This is a genomic window from Rhodovastum atsumiense (genome assembly GCF_937425535.1).
GTDB lineage: Bacteria > Pseudomonadota > Alphaproteobacteria > Acetobacterales > Acetobacteraceae > Rhodovastum > Rhodovastum atsumiense.
Window position 1 is genome coordinate 2,525,859 of record NZ_OW485601.1, and the last position, 21,287, is coordinate 2,547,145.

19 protein-coding genes are annotated in these 21,287 nt (G+C 70.0%); 6 read left to right on the forward strand and 13 right to left on the reverse strand.

Translation table 11 applies throughout. The features are described 5' to 3' along the window. Positions 1-143 precede the first annotated feature (143 nt). Positions 144-1,010 carry a substrate-binding domain-containing protein gene (locus tag NBY65_RS11560; RefSeq protein WP_275266278.1) on the forward strand — a complete coding sequence of 289 codons (867 nt, stop codon included), beginning with the start codon at positions 144-146 and terminating at the stop codon, positions 1,008-1,010. Beyond that, a complete protein-coding gene (locus tag NBY65_RS11565; protein WP_150040091.1) occupies positions 1,007-3,355 on the forward strand; it encodes a hybrid sensor histidine kinase/response regulator in 2,349 nt (782 codons plus the stop codon). Before NBY65_RS11560 ends, NBY65_RS11565 begins: the two co-directional genes overlap by 4 nt. A 14-nt stretch (positions 3,356-3,369) precedes the next feature. On the opposite strand, the gene NBY65_RS11570 is transcribed toward NBY65_RS11565, so the two are convergent. From NBY65_RS11570 to ppsR, 4 genes are read right to left on the reverse strand one after another with little or no spacing between them, the layout of a single operon-like run. After that, entirely contained in the window at positions 3,370-3,726 is a 357-nt protein-coding gene (locus NBY65_RS11570; protein ID WP_150040090.1) for a DUF2934 domain-containing protein, read from the reverse strand. Between the two features lie 28 nt (positions 3,727-3,754). Then, on the reverse strand, positions 3,755-4,369 hold the full coding sequence (locus tag NBY65_RS11575) for a biliverdin-producing heme oxygenase (RefSeq protein WP_150040089.1): 615 nt from the start codon (positions 4,367-4,369) through the stop codon (positions 3,755-3,757). Between the two features lie 4 nt (positions 4,370-4,373). Then, positions 4,374-6,533 carry a GAF domain-containing protein gene (locus tag NBY65_RS11580; RefSeq protein WP_150040088.1) on the reverse strand — a complete coding sequence of 720 codons (2,160 nt, stop codon included), beginning with the start codon at positions 6,531-6,533 and terminating at the stop codon, positions 4,374-4,376. 40 nt (positions 6,534-6,573) lie between these two features. Beyond that, positions 6,574-7,920 carry a transcriptional regulator PpsR gene (ppsR, locus tag NBY65_RS11585; RefSeq protein WP_150040087.1) on the reverse strand — a complete coding sequence of 449 codons (1,347 nt, stop codon included), beginning with the start codon at positions 7,918-7,920 and terminating at the stop codon, positions 6,574-6,576. 614 nt (positions 7,921-8,534) lie between these two features. Here ppsR and NBY65_RS11590 point away from each other — a divergent pair. Both NBY65_RS11590 and NBY65_RS11595 read left to right on the forward strand, forming a co-directional pair. Further along, positions 8,535-9,353 (forward strand): universal stress protein, encoded by an 819-nt coding sequence (locus tag NBY65_RS11590; protein WP_150040086.1) that lies wholly within the window; start codon positions 8,535-8,537, stop codon positions 9,351-9,353. A gap of 116 nt (positions 9,354-9,469) precedes the next feature. Further along, on the forward strand, positions 9,470-9,946 hold the full coding sequence (locus tag NBY65_RS11595) for an MgtC/SapB family protein (RefSeq protein WP_150040085.1): 477 nt from the start codon (positions 9,470-9,472) through the stop codon (positions 9,944-9,946). A gap of 141 nt (positions 9,947-10,087) precedes the next feature. On the opposite strand, the gene NBY65_RS11600 is transcribed toward NBY65_RS11595, so the two are convergent. The 4 genes from NBY65_RS11600 to cbiM form a co-directional block, all read right to left on the reverse strand. Further along, a complete protein-coding gene (locus NBY65_RS11600; protein ID WP_150040084.1) occupies positions 10,088-10,531 on the reverse strand; it encodes a DUF6197 family protein in 444 nt (147 codons plus the stop codon). A gap of 70 nt (positions 10,532-10,601) precedes the next feature. Continuing rightward, the gene (locus NBY65_RS11605) at positions 10,602-11,396 is read right to left on the reverse strand and encodes an energy-coupling factor ABC transporter ATP-binding protein (protein ID WP_203330424.1); all 795 of its coding nucleotides are present in this window, start codon (positions 11,394-11,396) and stop codon (positions 10,602-10,604) included. Beyond that, positions 11,390-12,241, reverse strand: coding sequence for a cobalt ECF transporter T component CbiQ (cbiQ, locus tag NBY65_RS11610; RefSeq protein WP_150040083.1), 852 nt, complete (start codon positions 12,239-12,241; stop codon positions 11,390-11,392). The genes NBY65_RS11605 and cbiQ overlap by 7 nt, the downstream gene beginning before the upstream one ends. A 21-nt stretch (positions 12,242-12,262) precedes the next feature. Beyond that, positions 12,263-13,351 (reverse strand): cobalt transporter CbiM, encoded by a 1,089-nt coding sequence (gene cbiM, locus NBY65_RS11615; protein WP_150040082.1) that lies wholly within the window; start codon positions 13,349-13,351, stop codon positions 12,263-12,265. 286 nt (positions 13,352-13,637) lie between these two features. Here cbiM and nikR point away from each other — a divergent pair, with 286 nt between their 5' ends. Continuing rightward, on the forward strand, positions 13,638-14,114 hold the full coding sequence (gene nikR / locus NBY65_RS11620; RefSeq protein ID WP_150040081.1) for a nickel-responsive transcriptional regulator NikR: 477 nt from the start codon (positions 13,638-13,640) through the stop codon (positions 14,112-14,114). Positions 14,115-14,139: 25 nt separating this feature from the next. Here the strand turns inward: nikR and NBY65_RS11625 are convergent, their stop codons facing one another. From NBY65_RS11625 to NBY65_RS11635, 3 genes are all read right to left on the reverse strand, one after another. Continuing rightward, positions 14,140-14,781, reverse strand: coding sequence for a phosphoribosyltransferase (locus NBY65_RS11625; protein WP_150040080.1), 642 nt, complete (start codon positions 14,779-14,781; stop codon positions 14,140-14,142). A gap of 51 nt (positions 14,782-14,832) precedes the next feature. Further along, complete coding sequence (locus tag NBY65_RS11630; protein WP_162530478.1) at positions 14,833-15,348, reverse strand: Hsp20/alpha crystallin family protein; 516 nt, start codon at positions 15,346-15,348, stop codon at positions 14,833-14,835. Positions 15,349-15,463: 115 nt separating this feature from the next. Beyond that, positions 15,464-16,246 carry a transglycosylase SLT domain-containing protein gene (locus NBY65_RS11635; protein WP_162530477.1) on the reverse strand — a complete coding sequence of 261 codons (783 nt, stop codon included), beginning with the start codon at positions 16,244-16,246 and terminating at the stop codon, positions 15,464-15,466. Between the two features lie 439 nt (positions 16,247-16,685). On the opposite strand from NBY65_RS11635, the gene NBY65_RS11640 reads away from it, so the two are divergent. Further along, a complete protein-coding gene (locus NBY65_RS11640; RefSeq protein ID WP_239002729.1) occupies positions 16,686-18,458 on the forward strand; it encodes a PHA/PHB synthase family protein in 1,773 nt (590 codons plus the stop codon). A gap of 22 nt (positions 18,459-18,480) precedes the next feature. Here the strand turns inward: NBY65_RS11640 and kduD are convergent, their stop codons facing one another. Continuing rightward, positions 18,481-19,227 (reverse strand): 2-dehydro-3-deoxy-D-gluconate 5-dehydrogenase KduD, encoded by a 747-nt coding sequence (gene kduD / locus NBY65_RS11645; RefSeq protein ID WP_150040077.1) that lies wholly within the window; start codon positions 19,225-19,227, stop codon positions 18,481-18,483. Between the two features lie 197 nt (positions 19,228-19,424). After that, entirely contained in the window at positions 19,425-21,212 is a 1,788-nt protein-coding gene (locus NBY65_RS11650; protein ID WP_150040076.1) for a glycoside hydrolase family 15 protein, read from the reverse strand. Positions 21,213-21,287 lie beyond the last annotated feature (75 nt).

The following is a 21,287-nucleotide window of genomic DNA, read 5'->3' on the forward strand; positions in this document are numbered from 1 at the left end:
GACGGTATGTAAACTTCAAATGGAATAACTTAAAATGGCATGAAGTGATTATTTGACTTAACCATTTGAAAATTCTGCAAAATATAACGCTAAAAATTGATCATTGCTTGATCTATTATTTCATAAAGATGGAGTATATGCATATGTTTCCATCTGATGATGGCCATCATATTTCACGACGTCTTGCAATTATTGCGTTTGGCGTGTCTGTCGGATTTATCGCCTGTGGCTGTCCGGGGGGCGCGGCGGAGCCGGAGCGGCTGCGCCTTGGCGGGACGGGCATGACCCTGGCGACAATGCGCCGGATCGCAGAAGCCTTCGTCTCCACGGCTCCGGGCACGACCGTCGAGGTGCTTCCCAGCCTTGGCAGTGCCGGAGGCATCGCCGCGGTGGCGGCGGGCGCGATCGACCTGGGCCTTTCCGCGCGTGCGCTCACGCCGGCCGAACGCGGCAAGGGTCTGCGGGAGCGGGCTTATGCGAGGACGCCAATCGCCTTTGTCACGCATCCGGCGAAGACCCGGTGCGAGATTGGTTTCGCCCAGGTCATCGGGATCCTGGCCGGCACCCTGACAACCTGGCCCGACGGCACGCCCGTGCGCCTGGTCCGTCGCGAGCCGTCCGATGCCGACTGGATCATGCTGCAGGACCTCTCCCCCGACTTCGCCGCGGCCGTGGCGGTGGCGCGCCAACGGCCCGGCCTGCTGACGGCCACGACCGATCAGGAGAACGCCGACATGCTGGAGCGGCTGCACGGCTCCTTCGGCATGATCTCGATCGGCCAGTTGCGGGCGGAGAACCGGCAACTGGCGCCCTTCGCGCTGGACGGGGTCAGGCCCGAGCCGGAGGCACTGGCAGGCGGGCGCTACAAGCTGGCACGGACGTTGCGCGTGATCTGGCGGGATCTGCCGGGCCGGGGGCTGTCCGCCTTCCTCGATTTCCTGCAGGGGCCGCAGGCCCACGACATCCTGACCCGGCTCGGCCATCTCTCCCCGGTCGACGGTGTCTCATGAAAGCCTTCCTCGCCAGCCTCGACCCGACCCCGGCGCGCATCGTCACGGCTCTCGCGGCGATGGTTGCGCTCTGTCTCGCCGGGGCGGTGCCGTTGGCGCGCTTCGTCTTCGCCCGCGCCGCCATGGAAGCGTCGATGCAGGCCGAGGCGAAGCTCGCCGCGACGGTCGTGTCGCAGCTCGCGAGCCAGAACCCGGAATTATGGACCTTCGAGGAGGCCCGCATCCGTGGCCTGCTGACGATGCTCGCCGCCAGCGCCGAGCCGGCATGGCGGCGGGTCCGCGATCGGCATGACGCTCTGGTGGCGGAGCAGCCGGCAGAGCTTGTGCCGCCGCTGCTGAGCGTGTCGGCCCCCATCTATGATTCCGGCGTCGTCGTCGGACGGGTCGAACTGGGGCGTTCGCAACGGCCGTTGATCGTCGATGCCGGCCTGACCGCCATCCCGGCGGCCGGGCTCGGCGGGATGGCCTTCGCGGTGCTGCGGCTGCTGCCGCTCCGGCTGCTGCGGCGCGCGACGGCGCTGCTGCGTGCCATCGGCGACTGCTCGCCCGATCCGATCGTCGTCCGCGATGTCGAAGGCCGGCTGCTGTTCGCCAATCCCGCCGCCCTTGCCCTGATCGGCGCCACCCCGGCGCAGGGGGGCGGACGGGACGATCTGGCCTGGCCACCCGATCCGGCGCAGGCCGCGGTGGCGCGGGCAAACGACCGGCGCATCATCGCCACCGGCCAGGCGGAGGTGGTCGAGGAAGCCATCGTGACCGCGGCGCTGGGACCGCGCCTGTTTCGCTCGGCCAAGGCCCCGTTGCGGATGGATGGCGGCGCGGTGCTCGGCGTGATCGCCATGTCGAGCGACGTCACCCAGATCAAGGCGGCCGAGGCCGCCCTGCAGGCCTCCGAGCAGAGGATGCGCCGGATCTTCGACGCCAGCCCGCTCGGCATCGTCGTGCTGGCTGGCGCGGACCGCCGGATCCAGCAGGCGAATCCCGCTTTCTGCCGGATGCTCGGCGACAGTGCGGCCGACCTGCTCGGACGCGCGATGCGTGACCTGCTGCACCCGGATCACGCCGCCAGGGAGGACCCGGCCGGTCTGCAGGAACTGTGCCTGGTTACGAAAGCGGGGCGTACGCTCTGGCTGCGGATGTCCTGCTCCGTCTTCGGCGAGACCCAGGGCGACACCCCCCTGATCCTCGCGGTCACCGAGGACATCACCGGCCAGCGGGACCTGGAAGCGGCCCTGCGGCAGGCACAGCGGCTGGAGGCGGTGGGCAAGCTCACCGGTGGGGTCGCGCATGATTTCAACAACCTGCTGAGCGTCATCACCCTCAACGCCGAGATGCTGGCTGAGGACGGCGATGCCGCCGTGGCCCGGGCCGGCAGCGAGATCGGCGCCGCGGCGGAACGCGGTGCCGACATGATCCGTCGCCTGCTCGCCTTCGCCCGCCAGCAGAAGCTGCGGGCCGAGCCGGTGGAGCTGAACACGGTGCTGCTGGATCCGGCCGGCCTGCTGCGCCGCACCCTGGGCGAGGCCATTCGCATCGAGACCAGCTTCGCCCCCGGGCTATGGATCATCCGGGCGGATCCGTCGCAGGTGCAGGACGCGGTGCTGAACCTCGCCATCAACGCCCGTGACGCCATGCCGAACGGCGGCACCCTGACCATCGCCACGGCCAATCTCACCCTTGATGCGGCGGCCGCCGCCGCGAGCGATGTGCTGCCGGGCGACTACGTGGCCCTGTCGGTCATCGACACCGGCGACGGCATGGCGCCCGACGTGCTGGAGCACGCACTCGAGCCGTTCTTCACCACCAAGCCGCCCGGGGCCGGCAACGGCCTCGGCCTGTCCACCATCTACGGCTTCGCCCGCCAGTCGGGCGGCACGTTGACGATCTGCAGCGCGCCGGGCCGGGGTACCCAGGTGCGCCTGCTGCTGCCGCGGGCGCAGGAGACGGACGCATCGGCCGGGCCGAAGCCGGGCCTGCGCCCGGTGATACCCGGGCAGGGCCACATCCTGGTCGTCGATGACGATGCGGCCCTGCGCCAGGCCCTCGTCCGGCAGATCATCTCGCTTGGCTACCAGGCGAGCGCGGCCGGGGACGGGCCGACGGCGCTCGCCTTGCTGCGCAGCGGGCAGCGCTTCGATCTGCTGTTCACCGACGAGGTGATGCCCGGCGGCATGAGCGGTTCGGAGCTGGCCGAGGCCGCGGGGGCGCTGCAGCCTGGCATCAAGGTGCTGTTCACGACCGGCTTCGCCAAGCCGGTCACCGAGGATGTGTCGCGCCAGATCCTGCACAAGCCGTACGGGCGGGTGGGACTCTCCGCGGCCATCCATGCCGCCATGGCGGCATAGGGACGGGCCATGCCTTACGGCGCGCGGCCCCAGCCGGGTTGGGTGCGGCCCCTGGCTTCCCGCGCCCGTTCGTCGCGGGTCATCGGCGTCTGCCGCCATTCGCCCTGGTCGGCGAAACGGTCGGGGAACTCGCCGAGATTCTTCTGGATCGAGGCTTCCTCGACGGTCACGCCGGGGATCGCCTCGTGGCCCTGCGGGTTGGGCAGCAACCCGGCGCCGGGGTGTTCCTCCATCGCGACCAGGTCCTCGGCGCGTTCCCAGTGGTCGCGGTCGCGCCCCTCCGGGCAGCCGTCCTCCAGCCAGAGGAAATAGGCGCGCTCACGGATGCGCTGCTCGCGCTCGGGGGAGGGTTCGAGGGGGTTGTCGGACATGGCGGCGGCTCCACGGGACGTTGTGCTGTCAAACCGTGGAGGTGGCGGCCGGTTCCGGTGCCGGGTTGAACCATGCCTCGAAGGCGGCGAAGGTGGCCAGCGCCGCCGCGGTCATCTCGGCGCGGCGGCCGGGGTCGGCCCCGCAGGCTTCCAGGGCGGCGCAGAACGACCGCCACATGGCGCCGTGCTGTTCGCCGTAGCCCAGCAGGAAGGCACGGCCGGGCGTGCCGGGGGGCAGCAGGTGGTCGAGCCGGCGCGACAATTCCCGCCCGCCCAGGGTCGAGCCCTCGCTGACATAGAGGCTGCCGAGCGCCTGCGCGGCCGAGCCGGCCGGCGGCAGGGACGGCATCCCCATCTCCTGCGGCGTGGCGCCGAGGGCGGCGAGGTCGGCGCGCAGCATCGGCGTGCGCCGGCGTTCCTGTGCGTCGATGCCCCAGGGACGCAGCGACGGTGCCCCGGCGATTTGCCGTTCCAACGCCGTGTGGAAAGCGAGCTGGCGCTGCAGCACGGCGATGTAGGCGGGGCGGGTGATCTCGCCGCGGGCGAGCACGGCGAAGTCCGGAAGGTGGTGCAGGCGCTCATGCGCCGCCGCGGTCGCGAGGCGCAGGGCGTGGCGGGCGCCGGGATCCTTCAGGTCTGTCATGTCCCTAGGGTTCCCTGCCGCCCTCGCCGGAGGTGGCCGCCTGGGCCAGCAGGTGCTCCAGCGCCTCCGCCGAGCGCATCACCGACATCCGCACGCTTTCCAGCAGGGCAGCGATGCGGGGCGGCTCGACTCCGTCGGTGATCTCGAGGGCGGCGAGCTGGGCGTTCTCGACGATCGCGGCCAGCAGGGTCTGGTAGAGCATGTCCACGCGCGGTTCCAGCCGGGCCGGCCGGACCTGGTGGCGCTCGATCAGGCTTTCGTGGAAGCGGCGACGGGCGGCCTCGGCGATCTTGCGTTCGGTCAGGTCGGTGAACAGGAAGACGAAGCCCAGCACGCGGTCGGGGGCGGAGAACACCGGGTCGGCGCGCACCAGCAGCGGCTTGGCCTTGCCGGGTTCGGTGGCGAGCTGCACCTCGCCGCGCCAGGTGCGCCGCTCGGCCAGCACGTCCTTGAGCCGCCGCCGCGCCTCGGCCGGTTCGGCGAAGAACGGCACCAGGTCCTCGATCCATTGCAGATGCGCATGGCCGGGCGGCAGCAGCCGCTGAAAGGCGTCGTTGGTGACCAGGATCAGCCCGTCCGGGTCGGCGATCACCACCGGCAGCTCGGCGAGCCGGACCTGCCGGCGGATGCTGCCGAGCTGGTCCTGCGCGATCAGCATGCGCACCGAGCGGAACTGCAGCACGACGTCGGTGATGCTCTCGCCGATCAGCCGCGCCGCGGTGAGGTCGGCGGGGCTCCAGGCGTCGGAGGTGCCCTCCACCACCTGGTGCCAGCGCGCGAAGGAGCTGCGCGGCGAGAGGCTGGCGGGATCGTCGCCCACCACCACCGCCTTGTTCGGGTCGCCGCCCCAGGTGACGGTGCGCACCCGCTCCGGGCGGAACCAGACCAGGTATTCGCCGGGGGTGGTGGAGACCGCGGTCGCCAGCACGCCGCTCGCGATCGGGGTCAGCGGGGCGAAGGCGGGGGCCTCGGCGCCGAGCGAGGTGGTGGCGATCACCGGCCCGGTCCGCCGCCCGTCCAGCCAGTGGCCGAGCTCGCGCAGGTCCTGCGTGCCCGGGACCTCGCCGGCGGTGAGGACATGGCCCTCGAACAGCAGGGCGGCACCGGAGGCGCCCACCGGTTGCAGCAGCGCCTGGGTGCCGTCGAACAGGGCGATGCGCCAGTCGCCCTCGCGGGAGATCGCCTCGATCATGCGCTGCTCCAGGCGGCGCACCGAAAGCTCGGACTGGGCGTTGAGGAAGCCTTCCAGCGCGGCGATGCGGGTCGATACCGCCTCGGCGAGCAGGGCGCAGGCGGTGCGGATCTCGATATGCGGGTGGCGTGGGGTGTAGTGGTGGCAGGCGATCAGTCCCCACAGCCGCCCGCCGACCATCAGCGAGGCCACCAGGGTGGCGGAAACGCCCATGTTCTTCATATACTGGACATGGATCGGCGACATGCTGCGCAGGAAGCACAGCGACATGTCCAGCTCGTCGGAGGTGAACGGCGACAGGCGCGGTTCCAGCGGCACCGGCACGTAGTCGGCATCGACCAGCACGCGCACCCGGCTGCGCTCGTACAGGCGGCGCGCGATCTGCGGGATGTCGGTCGCCGGGTAGCGGTTGCCCAGATAGGTTTCCAGGTCGGGGCGGCGGTGCTCGGAGAAGATCTCGCCGTGCCCTTCGTCGTCGAAGCGATAGACCATCACCCGGTCGTAGCCGGTCAGCTCGCGGAAGATCCGGGTGGTTTCCTCGGCGAGCGCGCGCAGGCTGTGGGCGTCGAGGATGCCGTGCAGCGCCGCCTCGACCGGGGCGGCAAGGTCGACGACGGGGCCGGTCCGTTCCAGTTCGATCACCAGCCCGCCGCCGGGCGCGCGGTGCAGCAGCGCGTCATGGGGGGCGCCGGCGGCACCGATGCGGCAGCGCAGCACGGTCCGGCTGTTGTGCAAAGGCTGGTGCAGATGCGGGCGCACGCACTGGGCAATGTCGCCCGGCAGGGCCTCCAGCGAGCGGCCGAGCAGGCCGGGCGCGAGGCCCAGGAAGGTGGCGGCGTTGGCGCTGGCCTGCACGATCCTCAGATCGGCCTCGTCGATGACAAGCAGGGCCCCGTGCGGCTGGATGGATCCGGCGAGATGGATCTGCTCGCGCTCGCAATTCGACAGGTCTGCCTGCCCGAACCGGGGCATGACTGGGTCATCGTGAGCCACGTGAACGCCTTCCGGTTGGTCAGTCAGCCCGGTCGGCGGCCGACTGCCCAATATCGAAGCCATACCGGTTGAGCTTTGCATAGAGGCTTTGGCGGCTGAGCCCGAGCAACTCGGCGGCGGCGGTGCGATTGCCTTCGGCCAGGCGCAGGGCGGCCTCGATGCAGTGGCGCTCGACGGCGGCGGCAGTCCGGCGCACCAACTCGAGCAAGGGGGTTTTGCCGATCTGGTCAGCGATCTGCTTCAGCGCCGAGTGGACCCGGTCGTCGTCCTCGGGGGGCGCGTGGCGGCGGCTGACGTCATGCAGCAGCAAGGCGAAGCAGCGGGAGGTGCGGTCGCTGTCGCCCGCGGCGGTGATCTCGATATCGACGCTGCCGCCGAGCTCGCCATGCACGGTGGTGGCGAACAGGCGGGCGACGCCATGGCGCTGCAGGGTGGCGAGCAGCACGGCGGTGGTGGCGCCGGGGCGGTTGACCCAGTGCTCGAGCGGCTGGCCGAGCACGGCGCCCTCGGCGGCGACCTGGGCGAGGTCGAGGAACGCCCGGTTGGCACGCAGGATCACGCCCTCGGGATCCACCACCACGAAGCCTTCCGGCAGGTGGTCGATCAGGTCGTCGAGCGGCGCCGGATCGGCGCGGCCGGTGCCCGGGGCAATGCCGGCCGGGGCGAGCTGGACCAGGAAGACATGGCCCGGTTCGGCGGCCATCAGCGAGACGCGGACCAGCCAGGCTTCCTGCCGGGCGCCGAAATGCACCAGCATGGCCGGGGCGCGGCCGTGCTGGCGCACGCGCAGCAGCAGGGCCTGGAACGCGTCGTAATCCTTGGGGGCGATCTCGTGCAGGATTTCCCAGCCGGGGGCCACGCCGAGCTCGCGGAGGGCGGCCGGGTTGGCCTCGATCACGCGCAGGTTGCTGGCCCGGACCAGGATCACCGCCTCGCTGCTGGCGTCGAACAGCAGGCGGGAGCGCGTCTCGATCTCGCGCAGCTTCCAGTAGTCCTGCTCGCGGGCGTGCTGGGTGGCGATCAGGCGGGATTGCAGCTCGGCCACCGCCTGCAGGCTTTTGCCGATGACCATGAGGCCGGAGGCCTCGCCGAGCCGGACGGCGGTGTACTCGATGGGCAGCTCGAGCCCGCTTGGAAAACGCTGCGTCACCTGGCTGAAGGCGGAAACGCCGCTGCTCAGGGCGTCGGCGACCATGCGGCGGACGGTATCGGCACCGATCCCGCCCACGGTGTCGGCCCAGGGCCGTCCGATCCAGGGGGTGGAGGCTTCACTGGAGATCGCGCTGGAAAAAGTCGCCTGCCGGATCACGCCATCGCGGTCGAGCGTGAGCTGGATATCCGGGTGGCTGGCGACCGCCGATGTCATCCCTGCCTCCTTGCCGCGCCGTGGCGTGAGGACAGCGTGGGCTGCTGGGCCGGGAGGCCCCCTTCGTTGGGTTATCCCCGTTCGTGGGGTGAGTCCGAAAACAGCAGGCGACGTCCTGGTGGTTTGACTCGTCATTATTTCTCTACAAACAATTTCACCGGAGTGGTGAATTCATGTCAAGATTTTTCCCCCCTTTTCTGACTTCAATTATGGAGGCAACCTTTTATGAAACCAGTTTCAGGTTGATCGGCGCAGGCGTCAACTGCGTTAAGTTACTGAAGTTGATTGAGATGCGTTTTGCGGGGCTGCCATGCTGGTTTCAGCGTCGGCCAGCTTTCCGCTGGCTTCGGCCCGGGGCGTCGCCCGCCTTTGGCGGCGCTACAGGGTAATCAGCATTCCTGCTGATGGGGCCTGGGGCTTGCGGGGAAGCACGCCGTGCCTCGCGCAAGTTTCGGTGCGAATAAGAAATGATAACCTGCTGTCGCGGCGTGCGGGATGGTGCCAGGATCGCGACGAGGCCGGCCGGCGCATTGCCGGCCTTCCCCAGGAAGCGTAGGTTATCCCTGCTCCTGGTCGCGTTCCTCGCGTCCGGGCCTGCAGTGAGGTGACGGGCCATGTGCGACGTGATCCTCGCGGTGATCGAGCGGCCCGAAACGGCGCGGCAGACGCTCGACGGGGCGCGCCGCCTTGCCGATCTCATGCAGAGTGCCAGGATCAATGTCCTGGCGCCGCGCCTGCCACCCGAGGCGACCATCCTGCCCACCGAGGAAGTGCTCACCGCCCACAAGGCGGAGCAGATCCGCGCCCGCGAGCAGGCGCGCATCGTCGCGCTGCGCCCGGTGTTCGATGAATGGCGGCAGACGGCGCAGGATGCGCAGGTCACGGTCGACTGGGCCGATATCGAGGGACCCGCGGACCTGCTGACCGCCGAATGGGGGCGGCGTGCCGACATCGTCGTGCTCGACCGCCCGATCCGCCGCGAGGGGCGGAGCGATCCGCCGGTGGTGCAGGCCGCGCTGTTCGACACCGACCGGCCCGTGCTCATGATGCCGCCCGGACCGGTTGCCGGCCTCGGGCGCTGCGTGGCCATCGCATGGCGCGACGACCCGCGCGCCATCCGTGCCGTGCTCGCCGCACGGCGCCTGCTCGCGCCCGCCACCGAGGTGCATGTGTTGACCGGGGTGCGCGAAGGCGCCCCGCCGCCGCGCCTGCCGGACATCCTCGCCGAGCACGACATCGCGGCGACCCTGCACGTCCTGCCGGTCGGGCCGGGGGTGTTCGGGGCGGAGTTGCTGGCCAGGGCGCACGCTCTGGGCGCGGACATGCTGGTGATGGGCGCCTATGCGCACCGGCCCTGGCGCGAGCTGATCCTGGGCGGCGTCACGCGCCATATGCTCGGCGAGGCCGACCTGCCGGTGTTCATGCGCCACTGAGGGTCATGCGTCCCTGACCGGCGGGACGTCCTCCCCGGCCGGGCATGAACATTCCCCGCGCCGGCACGTTGCATGCGCCGGCCGCAGGGAACCGTGCGGCGGAGCACCGCAGCGCCATGGATGCACAGGCTTTTCCGACCATGCTCACGGAACGGGAGCTGCTGTTGCGGCTCGGCCTGGCCTGCCTGCTGGGCATGCTGCTCGGCCTCGATCGGGAAGCGCGCGGGCTGCCGGCGGGCATCCGGACGCATGGCCTGTCCGCGCTCAGCGCCGCTTCGGTCACGCTCTGCGGCCTGATCCTCTATGCCGAGGTCAGGGCCGGCGGTGGCGAGGCCGATCCGTTACGGGTGGTGCAGGGCATCGCGCAGGCGATCGCCTTCATCGGCGCGGGCCTGGTCTTCGTCGCGCGCGGCGACGTGCACAACCTGACCTCGGCCGCGAATATCTGGCTGGCGGCGGCGGTCGGGATCGCCGCCGGGCTCGGCCTGCCATTCCTGGCCGCGTTGACGACGCTGTTCGGGGTCTTCCTGCTGGTCGTCATGCGCCTTGTCGAACACCTGATCCCGGGCAGCGACAAGGCCGGCAAGGAATGATGCCGCCATCATGGCCGCGGGAGAATGCCTCGGGCAGGCCCGCGCAGGGCACGACATGGACGCCGAGCGGACCATCATGCCGCGCCGGCCTGCCCGATTTTCGGAAACGCCACAGACTCCCCCGCAGATGTGCGCAGGCGCTCAGGCCCGACGGGCGACGATCCCCGCGATGGCGGTATCGAAGGCGACCACCACCTCGCGGTGAGAGATGTTGTCGTTCATGCTTTCGATGGAATGGTGCCCGCGGATCCGCGCCACCTTCAGCAGTTCCGTCACCGCATCGCGTCGCACGCCGCGCCGGTAATGACGACCCGCTTCCTGCAACGCGCCCATCGCGCAACGACGGCCATTCTTGAGATAGCGTCCCTGGATCCAGCGATCCTCGTCCTCGATCAGAGTGCGGGCTTCCTCAAGCATGGCGATGCTCGCCACGAGATCGCCGCGATCGGAGGCCCGGCGCACGCCGCGCTGGAATGCCTGCCAGAGGGCGCGCAGGCGGCTCGACGGCGCAGGTGGATTCTGAACTTTTGCTTCGGACGAAAAGCCAACTGCATCAAACGGCATTCGTCTCTCCCTGACCGACATGGGTTACCGTCTTCTTAACATCCCGGCAGGAAAGTCGATCCGATCTTACGGAAAGATGATGTCCCCGTCGTCACTTCTCTCCGGTGATACGTAAGGACATCGTCTCAGATGATACGTGTCGCCGGCCATCGGCCAACCTGCTGCACCGCAGCAATCCACCATCCCGCAGCAGATCCGGCATGGCGGCGGCGGCGGCCAGCCGGCCCCCGGCCAGCACGAAGCCGATATCGGCAATGTCCGCGGCACTGTCGAGGTCGTGCGTCGCCGTGATCACCGTTCGTCCGCTGCCGCGGCATTCCATCAGGAAACGAATGACCAGGCCCTGGCTTTCCGGATCCAGCGCGGCAGTCGGCTCGTCGAGCAGCAGCACCTCGGGATCCATGATCATCACCGAGGCCAGCGCGACGCGTTTCTTCTCGCCGCCGGAGAGGCGGTGCGGCGGGCGATCCCGCAGGTGGGCGATGCCGAAGCGCGCGAGCGTCCCGTCGATCGCCGCGCGGATGCGATCCGGCTCCCAGTTGAGCTGCAGCGGACCGAAGGCCAGTTCGTCGAAGACCGTGGGATTGAACAACTGCACGTCCGGGTTCTGGAACACCAGCCCCACCCGGCGGCGGAAGGCGAAGTTCGCGGCCTCGTCCTGCAGCCGTCGTTCGGTCAGGGGATCACCGAAAGCCCTGATCTCGCCACGGTCGGCGAAGCACAGCGCCGCCAGCAGGCGCAGCAGCGTGGACTTCCCCGAGCCGTTGGCCCCGAGCAGGGCCACGCGCTGGCCCGGCATGATGGTCAGGCTCACGTCGTCCAGGGCCGGCACCTGCCGGTAGGCATAGGACACCCCGGTGAGGGTGAAGACGGGCGTGGTCACCATTGCAGCCACAGCACGACAGCGGGAATGGCGAGGGCCCCGGCCAGCGCCGCCAGATCGCGCGGCCGGGCGCGGAAATCATCGAGCAGGTGCACCTCGCCGCGATAGCCGCGCGCCACCATGGCGAGATGCGTCTCGGTGGCGAGCTGGAAGGTCCGCGCCAGCAGCACGCCGGTGCCGGCGACGATCATCCGGCGCTGCGCGGCCCGGTCCATCGGCCCGACCGTGCGGCTGCGCCGGGCCTCGAAGATCTGTGTCGCCGTCTGCAACAGCAGGAAGATGGTGCGGTGCGTCATGCCCAGGATCGCCACCACCACAACGGGAACGCCGAGGCAGCGCAGTGCCTTCAGCACATGCGGCCAGGGGGTCGAGAGGATCAGCAGCAGGCCGAGCGTGGCGGCGGTCGTGGCCCGGCCGACCAGGAAGGCGGCGCTGCGCAGCCCCGGCAGGGTGATGTCCCAGGACAGCAGCGGCAGCCGTGCCACCGCCTCGCCCGGCACGGTCACCAGCGAGGGCAGGGCGATGCAGCCGGTGAACATCAGCACCGGCACCCAGGCCTGTCGCGCCAGCCGGCCCAGGGGAATCCGCGATCCTGCCGCCAGCGCCAGCGTCAGGGTGAACAGGCCGGCAAGGCCGATCAGCGAGGTCAGCAGCGTCGCGGTGACCAGCAGGGCCAGCAGGCCCACCAGCTTGATGCGCGGGTCGAGCCCCTGCAGAAAGCCCTTGCCGCCGGCGAGGGTTTCCGCCTCCAGGGCATGGTCCATCGCCCGGTCGAGGCTCCGCAGCAGCCGGCCCGGACCGTCCCGCCGCCCGCGGCAGAGGCCCGGCAAGGTGGATGCGCCGATCATCGCCGCGGGCGGGGCCGTCGCTCAGTTGGCGTCCGGCTGCGGCGTGGCCCGGCGGGCGCGCAGCATTGCCATCAGCCCGAAGGCCAGCAGGATCAGCAGGGCACCGGTCGCCGCCGAGACGATGTAACCGAGCTGCGCGTTGGCGAGGAAACCGGGCGCGTAATCGGGCAGCGGCGCCGCCCACAGCGAGGCCAGTCGTTCCAGTCCCTGCGGCACGGCCTCGGGCGGGGCGACGTTGCCGGAGGCGTGCAGGATCTGCTCGCGGAGGACGGGGTCGCTGAAATCCTCCACGCCCCATTCGCCCCAGGCGATGCCGGCGGCCAGCAACCCGAGCGGGCTCGCCACCATCAGCGCGGCGAGGCCGATCCACAGCCGGCGCGTCGCCCGCCAGCCGCTCGCCGCCGCGACCGGCCGCCGTTCCGCCGCATCATCATGCCCCGGGCGGGCCAGCAGCTCCGGATGGGTCCGCTGCAGCCAGGCCACCAGGCCGGCGCTGATCACCAGCTCGGCCAGGCCGGCGATGGTCAGATGGCCGATCATCATGGCCGGAACCGCGATCGACAGCGGGTAGGGGGCGTAGAGCGGCGCGCCGGTGGCGTCGTGGAACAGCATCGGCTGCACGCCGAATTCCAGGGCGGTCAGCAGGGCCGCGGCGTTGATGGCGAGATAGCCGGCGAGCCCCGCGGCCAGCACGCGGCGCGGGCTGTCGATCGCCGCTTTCCCGGCCAGCAGCCCATAGGTCGCATGCGCCACCAGCGAGCCGACGATCGCCATGTTCAGGCAATTGGCGCCGAAGGTGGTGATGCCGCCATCGCCGAAGAACACGGCCTGGATCAGCAGGGCGATCGAGATCGACACCATGGACGCCCATGGCCCGAGCAGGATCGTGGCGATGGCGATGCCCACGGCATGGCCCGTCGTGCCCCCGGGCAAGGGCAGGTTGAACATCATGATGACGAAGGAAAAAGCCGAGACCACGGCCAGCAGCGGCACCGCGCGGGTGTGCAGCAGCCGCTCGACGCGCCGCAGGGCGACGGACCAGAACGGGATGGCGACCGCATAGGCCACGGCACAACTGGCCGGGCTCAGGTAGCCGTCGGGGATATGCATCAGCCGGCACTCCAGGATCGCCGATCGCGGGTATCGGGGCGAAACGGCTGCAGGGGCGCTGACGCGCTGCGCTGCAGGGGGCCGGCGGTACCGACAGCCGAACGGTAGGAAAATATCCAAATTCGTATGATCAACGCTAGGCACCTGTCCGGGCGCTGTCAACGCGGAAACGGTGGCGTATCCCATTGATGCGGCAGGGGGACGATGCGCTGCCGCCGGGTGGTTCTGTCATCCCGTTCCGCCGGCTATGGTCCCCGCCTCTGCGATCACGAAGGAGATGCGGCGCATGGAGCGGATCACCATTTCACTGGAGCGGCCGCTTCTGGAGGCGTTCGACGCCCATATCCGGCGCAAGGGCTACGAGAACCGTTCCGAAGCGATACGCGACCTGCTGCGCCATCTGCTCGAGCGCGACCGGGTGGCGGAGAACCGCGCCGAGCACGCGGTCGCATGCCTGTCCTACATCTACAACCACCATCAGCGGGAATTGTCGCGCCGGCTCACTGAAACCCAGCACGCGCATCATGATCTGGTGCTCTCCACCCTGCATGTGCATCTCGATCACGACAACTGTCTGGAGGTGGCGATCCTCAAGGGGATGACGGCGGCGCTGCGGCATTTCGCCGAGGACACCATGGCGGAAACCGGCGTCCGGCACGGCAACCTGCACCTGGTCCCGGTGGAGGTGGTGCGGACCCATATCCGCACCGAGGACGGGCACGACCACCCCCACGAGCACCTGCACACCCATCCGGCAACCTGACCCGGGGCGGGGGCGCGGCGCGCGATCAGCGCCGGGCCTCGTCCAGGATCGCGATGACTTCCTCGTCGCGCAATTGCGGGAAGTGGCGATAGAACTGCCCGACCGAGCGGAAATCCCCGGGGGTGGCCAGGCAGACGACCAGGTCGGCTTCCTCGCGCAGCTCGGCGATGGTCGCGGCGGGGGCGACCGGCACCGCCAGGACCAGCCGGGCCGGCCGGCGGCGGCGCACCGCGCGCAGCGCCACTCGCATGGTGGCGCCGGTGGCGATCCCGTCATCCACCACGATGGCCGGGCGCCCGAGGAGATCGGCCTGCACACGCCCGGCGAGATAGGCGCAGCGTCGTCGTTCCATCTCCGCCAGTTCCCGCGCGCGCAGTCCCGCCAGTTCCGCCGCGTCGATGTGCAGCAGGGCCTGCAGCCCGGCATCGACCACCTGCTCGGGCCGCTCGCCCTCGGCCACGGCGCCGAGCGCCAGTTCGGGCTGGAACGGCACGCCGATCTTGCGCACCAGCACGAGATCGAGCGGGGCGTCGAGGGCCCGCGCGATCTCGTACCCGACCGGCACGCCGCCGCGCGGCAGCGCCAGCACGACGGGACGATCCGGCTTCAGGTCCAGCAGGCGCCCGGCCAGCAGGCGCCCGGCCTCGGTGCGATCCTCGAACAGCACGACAGGTCCTCCGTCGGCCGCATCACCGCCCGTGGATGCTCCCCGGTGCGCTCAGGGCGCTGCCTTCACCTCGATTTTCCGCTGCTCCGCCCTGCCATCGGCCGATTTCGGCAAGGTCAGGGTGAGCACGCCCTTGGCGAATTCGGCGCCAATGCGGTCGCGGTCAACGCCCTCGGGCAGGGTGAAGCTGCGCTCGAAGCTGCCGAAGCGCCGTTCGTTCAGGTGATAGCCATTTTCCTTCTGCTCCCTGGCCTCCTGCTTCTCGCCACGGATCGTCAGCAGATTGCCGGAGACGGTGACGGCGACGTCATCGGGGCCAAGCCCGGGGATCTCGGCGATGATGCGGTAGGAGCCTTCGTCCTCGGTGATGTCCACGGCCGGTATCGGCGTGCCGAACCAGGGGCCGGCGCGGAAGGCGGTCGGCAGGTCGAAGGCCCGCAACGGGGCGCTGAAGCCCGTGGCGACCCGGTCGAACAGCCGGTCCATTTCCTCACGCAGGTAGCGCCAGGAATCCGGTGGCGTGGGTCGCGGTGGTGTGGTGCCGGTGACAGGGGTGGTTTCGGCCATCTTGCCCTCCCGTTTGTTGAATTCCACGGCAAATGCCCGGAATTTCGTGGCCGTGAGTCTGCAGCCGGCGGGCGGTGTCTTCATTAACCCTGATCAGGATGGCGGCTGCCCCGCCTCAACGCGCGGCGACGCGACAGGATTGCGGGCGCGGCGGCGTGTGCAGCAGCGGTGCCAGCACCGCCGCGACCTCGCAGGCCGAGCGGCGCCGTTGCGGGCGGGCGCGGGGCTGGCGGGTGGTGTTGACGACCAGCACGCCGCCACCGGCAAGCGCGAGGCGCAGCGTGCCCTGGCGCAGCGCGCGCTGGTACAGCGGCTCCGGCCCGCCGATGCCGGAGATGATGCCCGCGCCCATCGCGGCGACGCGGTCGCGATAGCTCGCCGCCAGCTCGGGCGTGTGCGAATGATACAGCCCGGCGGCGATGTTCCAGTCGCCCTGCGCCTCCGTGGCAAGCCGGCGGAGGAAGCGTGCCGCGTAGGTGGCATTGGTCTGCGGGTCGAAGGCTTCGTCGAGCGAGCGAAAGGCGTCCGGATGGGCCTGCAGGTTCACCTGCATGCAGCCGACATCCAGGGATCGCACGCCGCGTGCCAGCGCCTGTTCGGCCCAGGCCACGGCGGCGGCCCGGCTGTCGAAGAACAGGCCGGTCCCTTCGGCATTGATCGTCCAGGGCCAGGGACGGATGTCGTTCATGGCCGTGACCGGCCGTCCGCTCTCGACCTTGGCGATGGTGCCGAGCAGGCCGCGCGGCAGGTCGTGCCGGGCCTCGGCCGCCTGCACGGCGGTGGTGCAGAGGGCGGCCTGGGCGGCATCCGCTGCCCCCGCCGCCCGGCCGGCCGATGGTGCCGCGAACACGGCCAGCGCGGCCAGCCATGCCAACGCCCGCAGACCGCGTCGTCGCATCGGTCGCACCCTAGGCGTGTCCCTCGGGGGGCAGGCATCGGCCGGGACTGAAGCAGGCTGGCGCTGGCACGATCCGTCCATCCTTGTGCAGGTGACAGGCAGCGCCGACCTGCTTAGGCAGCGGCGCCGGCGGGATCAAGGCTGCGATGGTCCGGCCGCCCCGCGGCCCTGCGTGGCGCCGTGCGCGCGGCCGGCACTGATCTGCGTTATGGCCGGGCTTTCCCATTGGTTGCAGCTTTGCACGGCATGACCGGCAAGGTCCTGGCGCCGCGATCGGTGTGTCCGCAACCGCCTCCCTTGCCGCTCACATGAGCTTGAGAGGGATGCAACTGCCATGACGACCGCTCCCGGCCGGCCCGCGATCAGGCCCGCGCCTGGTCTGTCCGGGTCCCCCGTATCCGGCCGCCTGGTCGCAACGCCGCCGGCCGGGCACCCACCGATGCCCCCCGCCCGCAGGATGCCGCCGCGCGCCGCCGTGGCCGATCGGGCCGGGCTGCCGGGCCTGGATATCTTCGACCGGATGGTTCGGGCCATCCAGGCCCGGATGACCCAGGGCATTTCGCCCACGGCGGTGGCCAGTGCCTGGATGGACTGGATCGTCCATCTCGCGTCGGCCCCCGGCAAGCAACTCGCCTTGTCCGCGCGCGCGAGCCAGGCGATGCTGCGCCATGGCATGTGGCTGGCCCATGCCGCCCTGGGGCCGGTCGAGCCCCTGGTCGCGCCGGACGCGCATGATTCGCGCTTCGCCGACCCGGCCTGGAAGCAATGGCCGTTCAATGCCGTGGTCCAGTCCTATCTGCTGAGCGAGGCCTGGTGGCTGGAAACCGCGCATCGCGTGCCGGGCATGACCAGCCGCCACGAGCAGGAAGTGACCTTCATGCTGCGCCAGCTCTGCGACATGTTCGCCCCGGGCAACATCCCCTGGATCAATCCGGTGGTGATCGCCCGCGCCGCGCGCGAGGGCGGCTTCAACCTGCTGCGCGGCGGGCACAACTGGCTGGAGGACATGGAGCGCCTGCTGACCGACCGGCCCCCCGTGGGCACGGAGGCGTTCCTGCCGGGGCGCGACGTCGCGGTCACGCCGGGCCGGGTGATCTACCGCAACGACCTGATGGAGCTGATCCAGTACGCACCCGCCACCGACGCGGTGTGCGCCGAGCCGATCCTGATCGTGCCAGCCTGGATCATGAAGTTCTACGTGCTCGATCTCAGCCCCGACAATTCCCTGGTCCGTTGGCTGGTGGCGCAGGGCCATGTCGTGTTCATCATTTCCTGGAAAAATCCCGGGGCAGATGACCGCGACGTCGGCCTGGACGACTACCGCCGCAAGGGCGTCATGGCGGCCATGGATGCGATCGCTGCGGTGCTGCCCGGCCGCAAGGTCCATCTCTGCGGCTACTGCATCGGCGGCACCATCGCCATGATCGCCGCGGCGACCATGGCGCGCGACCATGACGAGCGCCTGGCCAGCCTCACGCTGCTCGCGGCGCAGACCGACTTCGCCGAGGCGGGCGAGCTGATGCTGTTCCTCGATGAACGGCAGATCGACTATCTCGACGACCTGATGTGGGCGCAGGGCTACCTGGACACGCGGCAGATGGCCGGCGCCTTCCAGGCGCTGCGCTCCAACGAGCTGGTGTGGTCGCGGCTGGTCCGCACCTATGTGCTCGGCGAGCGCGAGCCGATGGCCGATCTCGCCGCCTGGAACAGCGACCAGACCCGCATGCCCGCACGCATGCACAGCGAGTACCTGCGCGGGTTGTTCCTCGAGAACCGGCTGTCGGCGGGGCGCTTCGCCGTGGATGGGCGGGTCATCGTCATGCGGGACGTGCGCGTGCCGATCTTCGCCGTCGGCACCGCGCGCGATCACATCGCGCCGTGGCGGTCCGTCTACAAGGTCAGCCTGTTCGCCGATACCGACATCACCTTCGCGCTGGCCAGCGGCGGGCACAATGTCGGCATCGTCTGTCCGCCGGACTCGCCGAAAGGGAGCTTCCAGATGCTGACCCGTCCGGAAAACGAGCAGTACATCGATCCCGATACCTGGGCCGCGCTGGCACCACACCATGACGGCTCGTGGTGGCCGGCCTGGGAACGCTGGCTGGTGGCGGCCGGATCGGAGACGCGGGTGGCGCCGCCGGCGATGGGGGCACCTGCCCAGGGGCTGGTGCCGCTCGACGCGGCGCCGGGCCGTTACGTGCACATGGTGTAGGGCATGCCCCCGCGCGCCGGCCTTAACGCGCGAGCCAGCCGCCGTCGACGGCCAGGGTATGGCCGGTGACATAGGCCGAGGCTTCGGAGGCCAGGAACACCACCGGCCCGGCCAGGTCCGCCGGCAGGCCCCAGCGCGCGGCCGGGATGCGGTCGAGGATTTCCTTGCTGCGCACGGGATCGGCGCGCAGCGGCGCGGTGTTGTTGGTGGCCATGTAGCCGGGCGCGATCGCGTTCACGGTGATGCCGTGCTGCGACCATTCGTTCGCCATCAGCTTGGTCAGACCCATCACGCCGCTTTTCGAAGCGGTATAGGACGGCACGCGGATGCCGCCCTGGAAGGACAGCATCGAGGCGATGTTGATGATGCGCCCGCCGCGACCCTGGCTGATGAACTGCCGCGCGGCCGCCTGCGACATGAAGAACACCGCCTTCAGGTTCAGGTCGACGACGTCGTCCCAGTCCTTCTCGCTGAATTCGATCGCGTCGGCGCGGCGGATGATGCCGGCGTTGTTGACCAGGATGTCGATGCCGCCGAACACCGCGACCGCCTGTGCCATCACGTCCGCGGCCGAGGCGGTGCGCAGATCCGCCCGCAGGTCGTGGAAGCGCCGCCCGGTCGTGGCGACCAGCGTGGCGGTTTCGGCGGCGGGCACGACATTGATGCCCACGATGTCGCAGCCGGCCTGCGCCAGCCCGAGCGCCATCCCCTGCCCGAGACCGGTATCGCAACCGGTAACGACAGCAATCTTACCAGTCAGTGCAAACATGAATGCCTTTTCCCGCTGTCAGCGCAGTGCGTCTGCGTGCCGGAACCAAGATCGGCGACGGTATGCGGGAGAGTATGAAACCGGTATCATAACCCGGCATTGATGTGAATCAATTATCCCGTATCGATGCGAATGCCGAAGGGCAGGGGGTGGCCCTGCCCCTCGACCTCGCTACAGTCCGTGATGTTTTCCCGGTGTCAGGGATGTGGCGGCGAAGCGTCCCGCAGCGCCAGCGAGAGGCCGACCAAAGCGAGGTGGGAAAACGCCTGGGGAAAATTGCCGACCTGGCGTTTCAGGACGGGGTCGTATTCTTCCGCCAGCAGCCCGACGTCATTGGCGATGGCGGCCAGCCGGTCGAGCACGGCCAGCGCCTCCGCCCGGCGCCCCTGCAGCGCGTAGACCTGGCCGAGCCACGCCGTGCAGGCCAGGAAAGCCCCTTCATCGGTCGGCGTCAGTCCTTCGACCGTGGCGTCGGGCAGGTAGCGCAGCACGAGCCCGTCCCCCACCATCAGCCGCCGTTCGATGGCGGCGACGGTGCCGCGGATGCGCGGGTCGTCCGCCGGCAGGAAGCCGACCAGGGGCAACAGCAGCAGGCTCGCATCCAGGGCCTGCGATCCGTAGGACTGCACGAAGCTGCCGAGCTGCGGGTCGTAGCCGCGCGCGCAGACCTCGGCGAACACCTCGTCGCGCGCCGCCCGCCAGCGCGCGACCGGACCATCGGCGCCGAATTCCTCCACCGCCCGCACGGCGCGGTCGAAGGCAACCCAGACCATCACCTTGGAATGCACGAAATGGCGCCGCGGCCCGCGCACTTCCCAGATGCCCTCGTCCGGTTCCCGCCAGATCCGTTCCAGTCGTTCCAGCACGGCGCTGGCCATTGTCCAGCCCTCGGCCAAAGGCGGCAGGCCCATCCGCCGGGCGACGTAGAAGGCGTCGATCACCTCGCCGGCGACGTCGAGCTGCAATTGCTCGCCGGCGGCGTTGCCGATGCGCACCGGCGCTGAGCCCTCGTAGCCCGGCAGCCAGGGCAGGATCATCTCCGGGGTATGGTGCTCGCCGGCCAGGCCATAGAGCGCCCGCACCTGGGTGACGCTGCCCGCGACCGCCCGCAGCAGCCAGCGCCGCCAGGCATCCGCCTCGCCCAGGTGGCCGGCGCCTGCCAGGGCATGCAGCGTCAGCGCGGCGTCGCGCAGCCAGCAGAAGCGGTAGTCCCAGTTGCGCGAGCCGCCGAGGGTCTCGGGCAGGGAGGTGGTGGCGGCGGCGGCGATGCCGCCGGTCGGCGCATAGGTCAGCGCCTTCAGCGTGATCAGGGACCGGCACACCAGATCGGGGCGCGGGCTGCCATCGATCCGGCAGCCGGCGATCCAGTCGCGCCAGAACAGCTCGGTACTGGCGATCGCCGCCTCGACGTCCACCATCGGGCCGGGGGGCAGATGCGACGGCGTCCAGACCAGGTGGAACGGGATCCGCTGCTTCGCCGAGACCGTGAAGCCGGCGGTGATGCGCCGGCCATCGCCCTGCAGCTCCACCGGCGTGCGCAGGGCCACCTGGTCGGGGCCGCAGACCCCCAGCAGGGCACCGTCCGGGGCGCGGTAGGTCCAGGGGATCAGCCGGCCGTAGCCGAAGCGCAGCATGAGGTCCATGCTCATCCGCACCTGGCCGCGCCGGCCGATCACCAGGCGTACCAGGTCGGCATGGCCGTCACGCAGCGGCATGCAGTCCCGCAGCGTCACCACCCCGTCTTCCGTCTCGAAATCCGTTTCGAGAACCAGCGAATCTCCCCGGTAGCGACGTGTGGTGTGGCGGATCACGCCGTCCGGGACGATGCTCCAGCGCCCGTGCCCGGGCGTGCCGAGCAGGGCCGCGAACATGGCGGCGCTGTCGAAGCGCGGCAGGCAGAGCCAGTCGATCGAACCGTCACGGCCGACCAGCGCCGCGGTCTCTCCGTCGCCGATCAGGGCGTAGTCCTCGATCCGCAGGGGCATGGATCCCTCCGTCATCAGCAGCAGGCCATTTCACCCCCTTCGGGGTGTTTGCTGCCAGCCCCTTCCGGGTGCGGA

Excerpts from the sequence above, each read along its gene's own strand:
- NBY65_RS11605 (WP_203330424.1), bottom strand. The coding sequence starts at position 11,396 with ATGGTGACCACGCCCGTCTTCACCCTCACCGGGGTGTCCTATGCCTAC.
- NBY65_RS11580 (WP_150040088.1), bottom strand. The coding sequence starts at position 6,533 with ATGCCCCGGTTCGGGCAGGCAGACCTGTCGAATTGCGAGCGCGAGCAG.
- NBY65_RS11650 (WP_150040076.1), bottom strand. The coding sequence starts at position 21,212 with ATGCCCCTGCGGATCGAGGACTACGCCCTGATCGGCGACGGAGAGACC.
- NBY65_RS11590 (WP_150040086.1), top strand. The coding sequence starts at position 8,535 with ATGTGCGACGTGATCCTCGCGGTGATCGAGCGGCCCGAAACGGCGCGG.
- NBY65_RS11575 (WP_150040089.1), bottom strand. The coding sequence starts at position 4,369 with ATGACAGACCTGAAGGATCCCGGCGCCCGCCACGCCCTGCGCCTCGCG.
- NBY65_RS11595 (WP_150040085.1), top strand. The coding sequence starts at position 9,470 with ATGGATGCACAGGCTTTTCCGACCATGCTCACGGAACGGGAGCTGCTG.
- cbiQ (WP_150040083.1), bottom strand. The coding sequence starts at position 12,241 with ATGATCGGCGCATCCACCTTGCCGGGCCTCTGCCGCGGGCGGCGGGAC.
- NBY65_RS11640 (WP_239002729.1), top strand. The coding sequence starts at position 16,686 with ATGCCCCCCGCCCGCAGGATGCCGCCGCGCGCCGCCGTGGCCGATCGG.
- cbiM (WP_150040082.1), bottom strand. The coding sequence starts at position 13,351 with ATGCATATCCCCGACGGCTACCTGAGCCCGGCCAGTTGTGCCGTGGCC.
- NBY65_RS11630 (WP_162530478.1), bottom strand. The coding sequence starts at position 15,348 with ATGGCCGAAACCACCCCTGTCACCGGCACCACACCACCGCGACCCACG.
- kduD (WP_150040077.1), bottom strand. The coding sequence starts at position 19,227 with ATGTTTGCACTGACTGGTAAGATTGCTGTCGTTACCGGTTGCGATACC.
- NBY65_RS11600 (WP_150040084.1), bottom strand. The coding sequence starts at position 10,531 with ATGTCGGTCAGGGAGAGACGAATGCCGTTTGATGCAGTTGGCTTTTCG.
- ppsR (WP_150040087.1), bottom strand. The coding sequence starts at position 7,920 with ATGACATCGGCGGTCGCCAGCCACCCGGATATCCAGCTCACGCTCGAC.
- nikR (WP_150040081.1), top strand. The coding sequence starts at position 13,638 with ATGGAGCGGATCACCATTTCACTGGAGCGGCCGCTTCTGGAGGCGTTC.
- NBY65_RS11570 (WP_150040090.1), bottom strand. The coding sequence starts at position 3,726 with ATGTCCGACAACCCCCTCGAACCCTCCCCCGAGCGCGAGCAGCGCATC.
- NBY65_RS11565 (WP_150040091.1), top strand. The coding sequence starts at position 1,007 with ATGAAAGCCTTCCTCGCCAGCCTCGACCCGACCCCGGCGCGCATCGTC.
- NBY65_RS11635 (WP_162530477.1), bottom strand. The coding sequence starts at position 16,246 with ATGCGACGACGCGGTCTGCGGGCGTTGGCATGGCTGGCCGCGCTGGCC.
- NBY65_RS11560 (WP_275266278.1), top strand. The coding sequence starts at position 144 with ATGTTTCCATCTGATGATGGCCATCATATTTCACGACGTCTTGCAATT.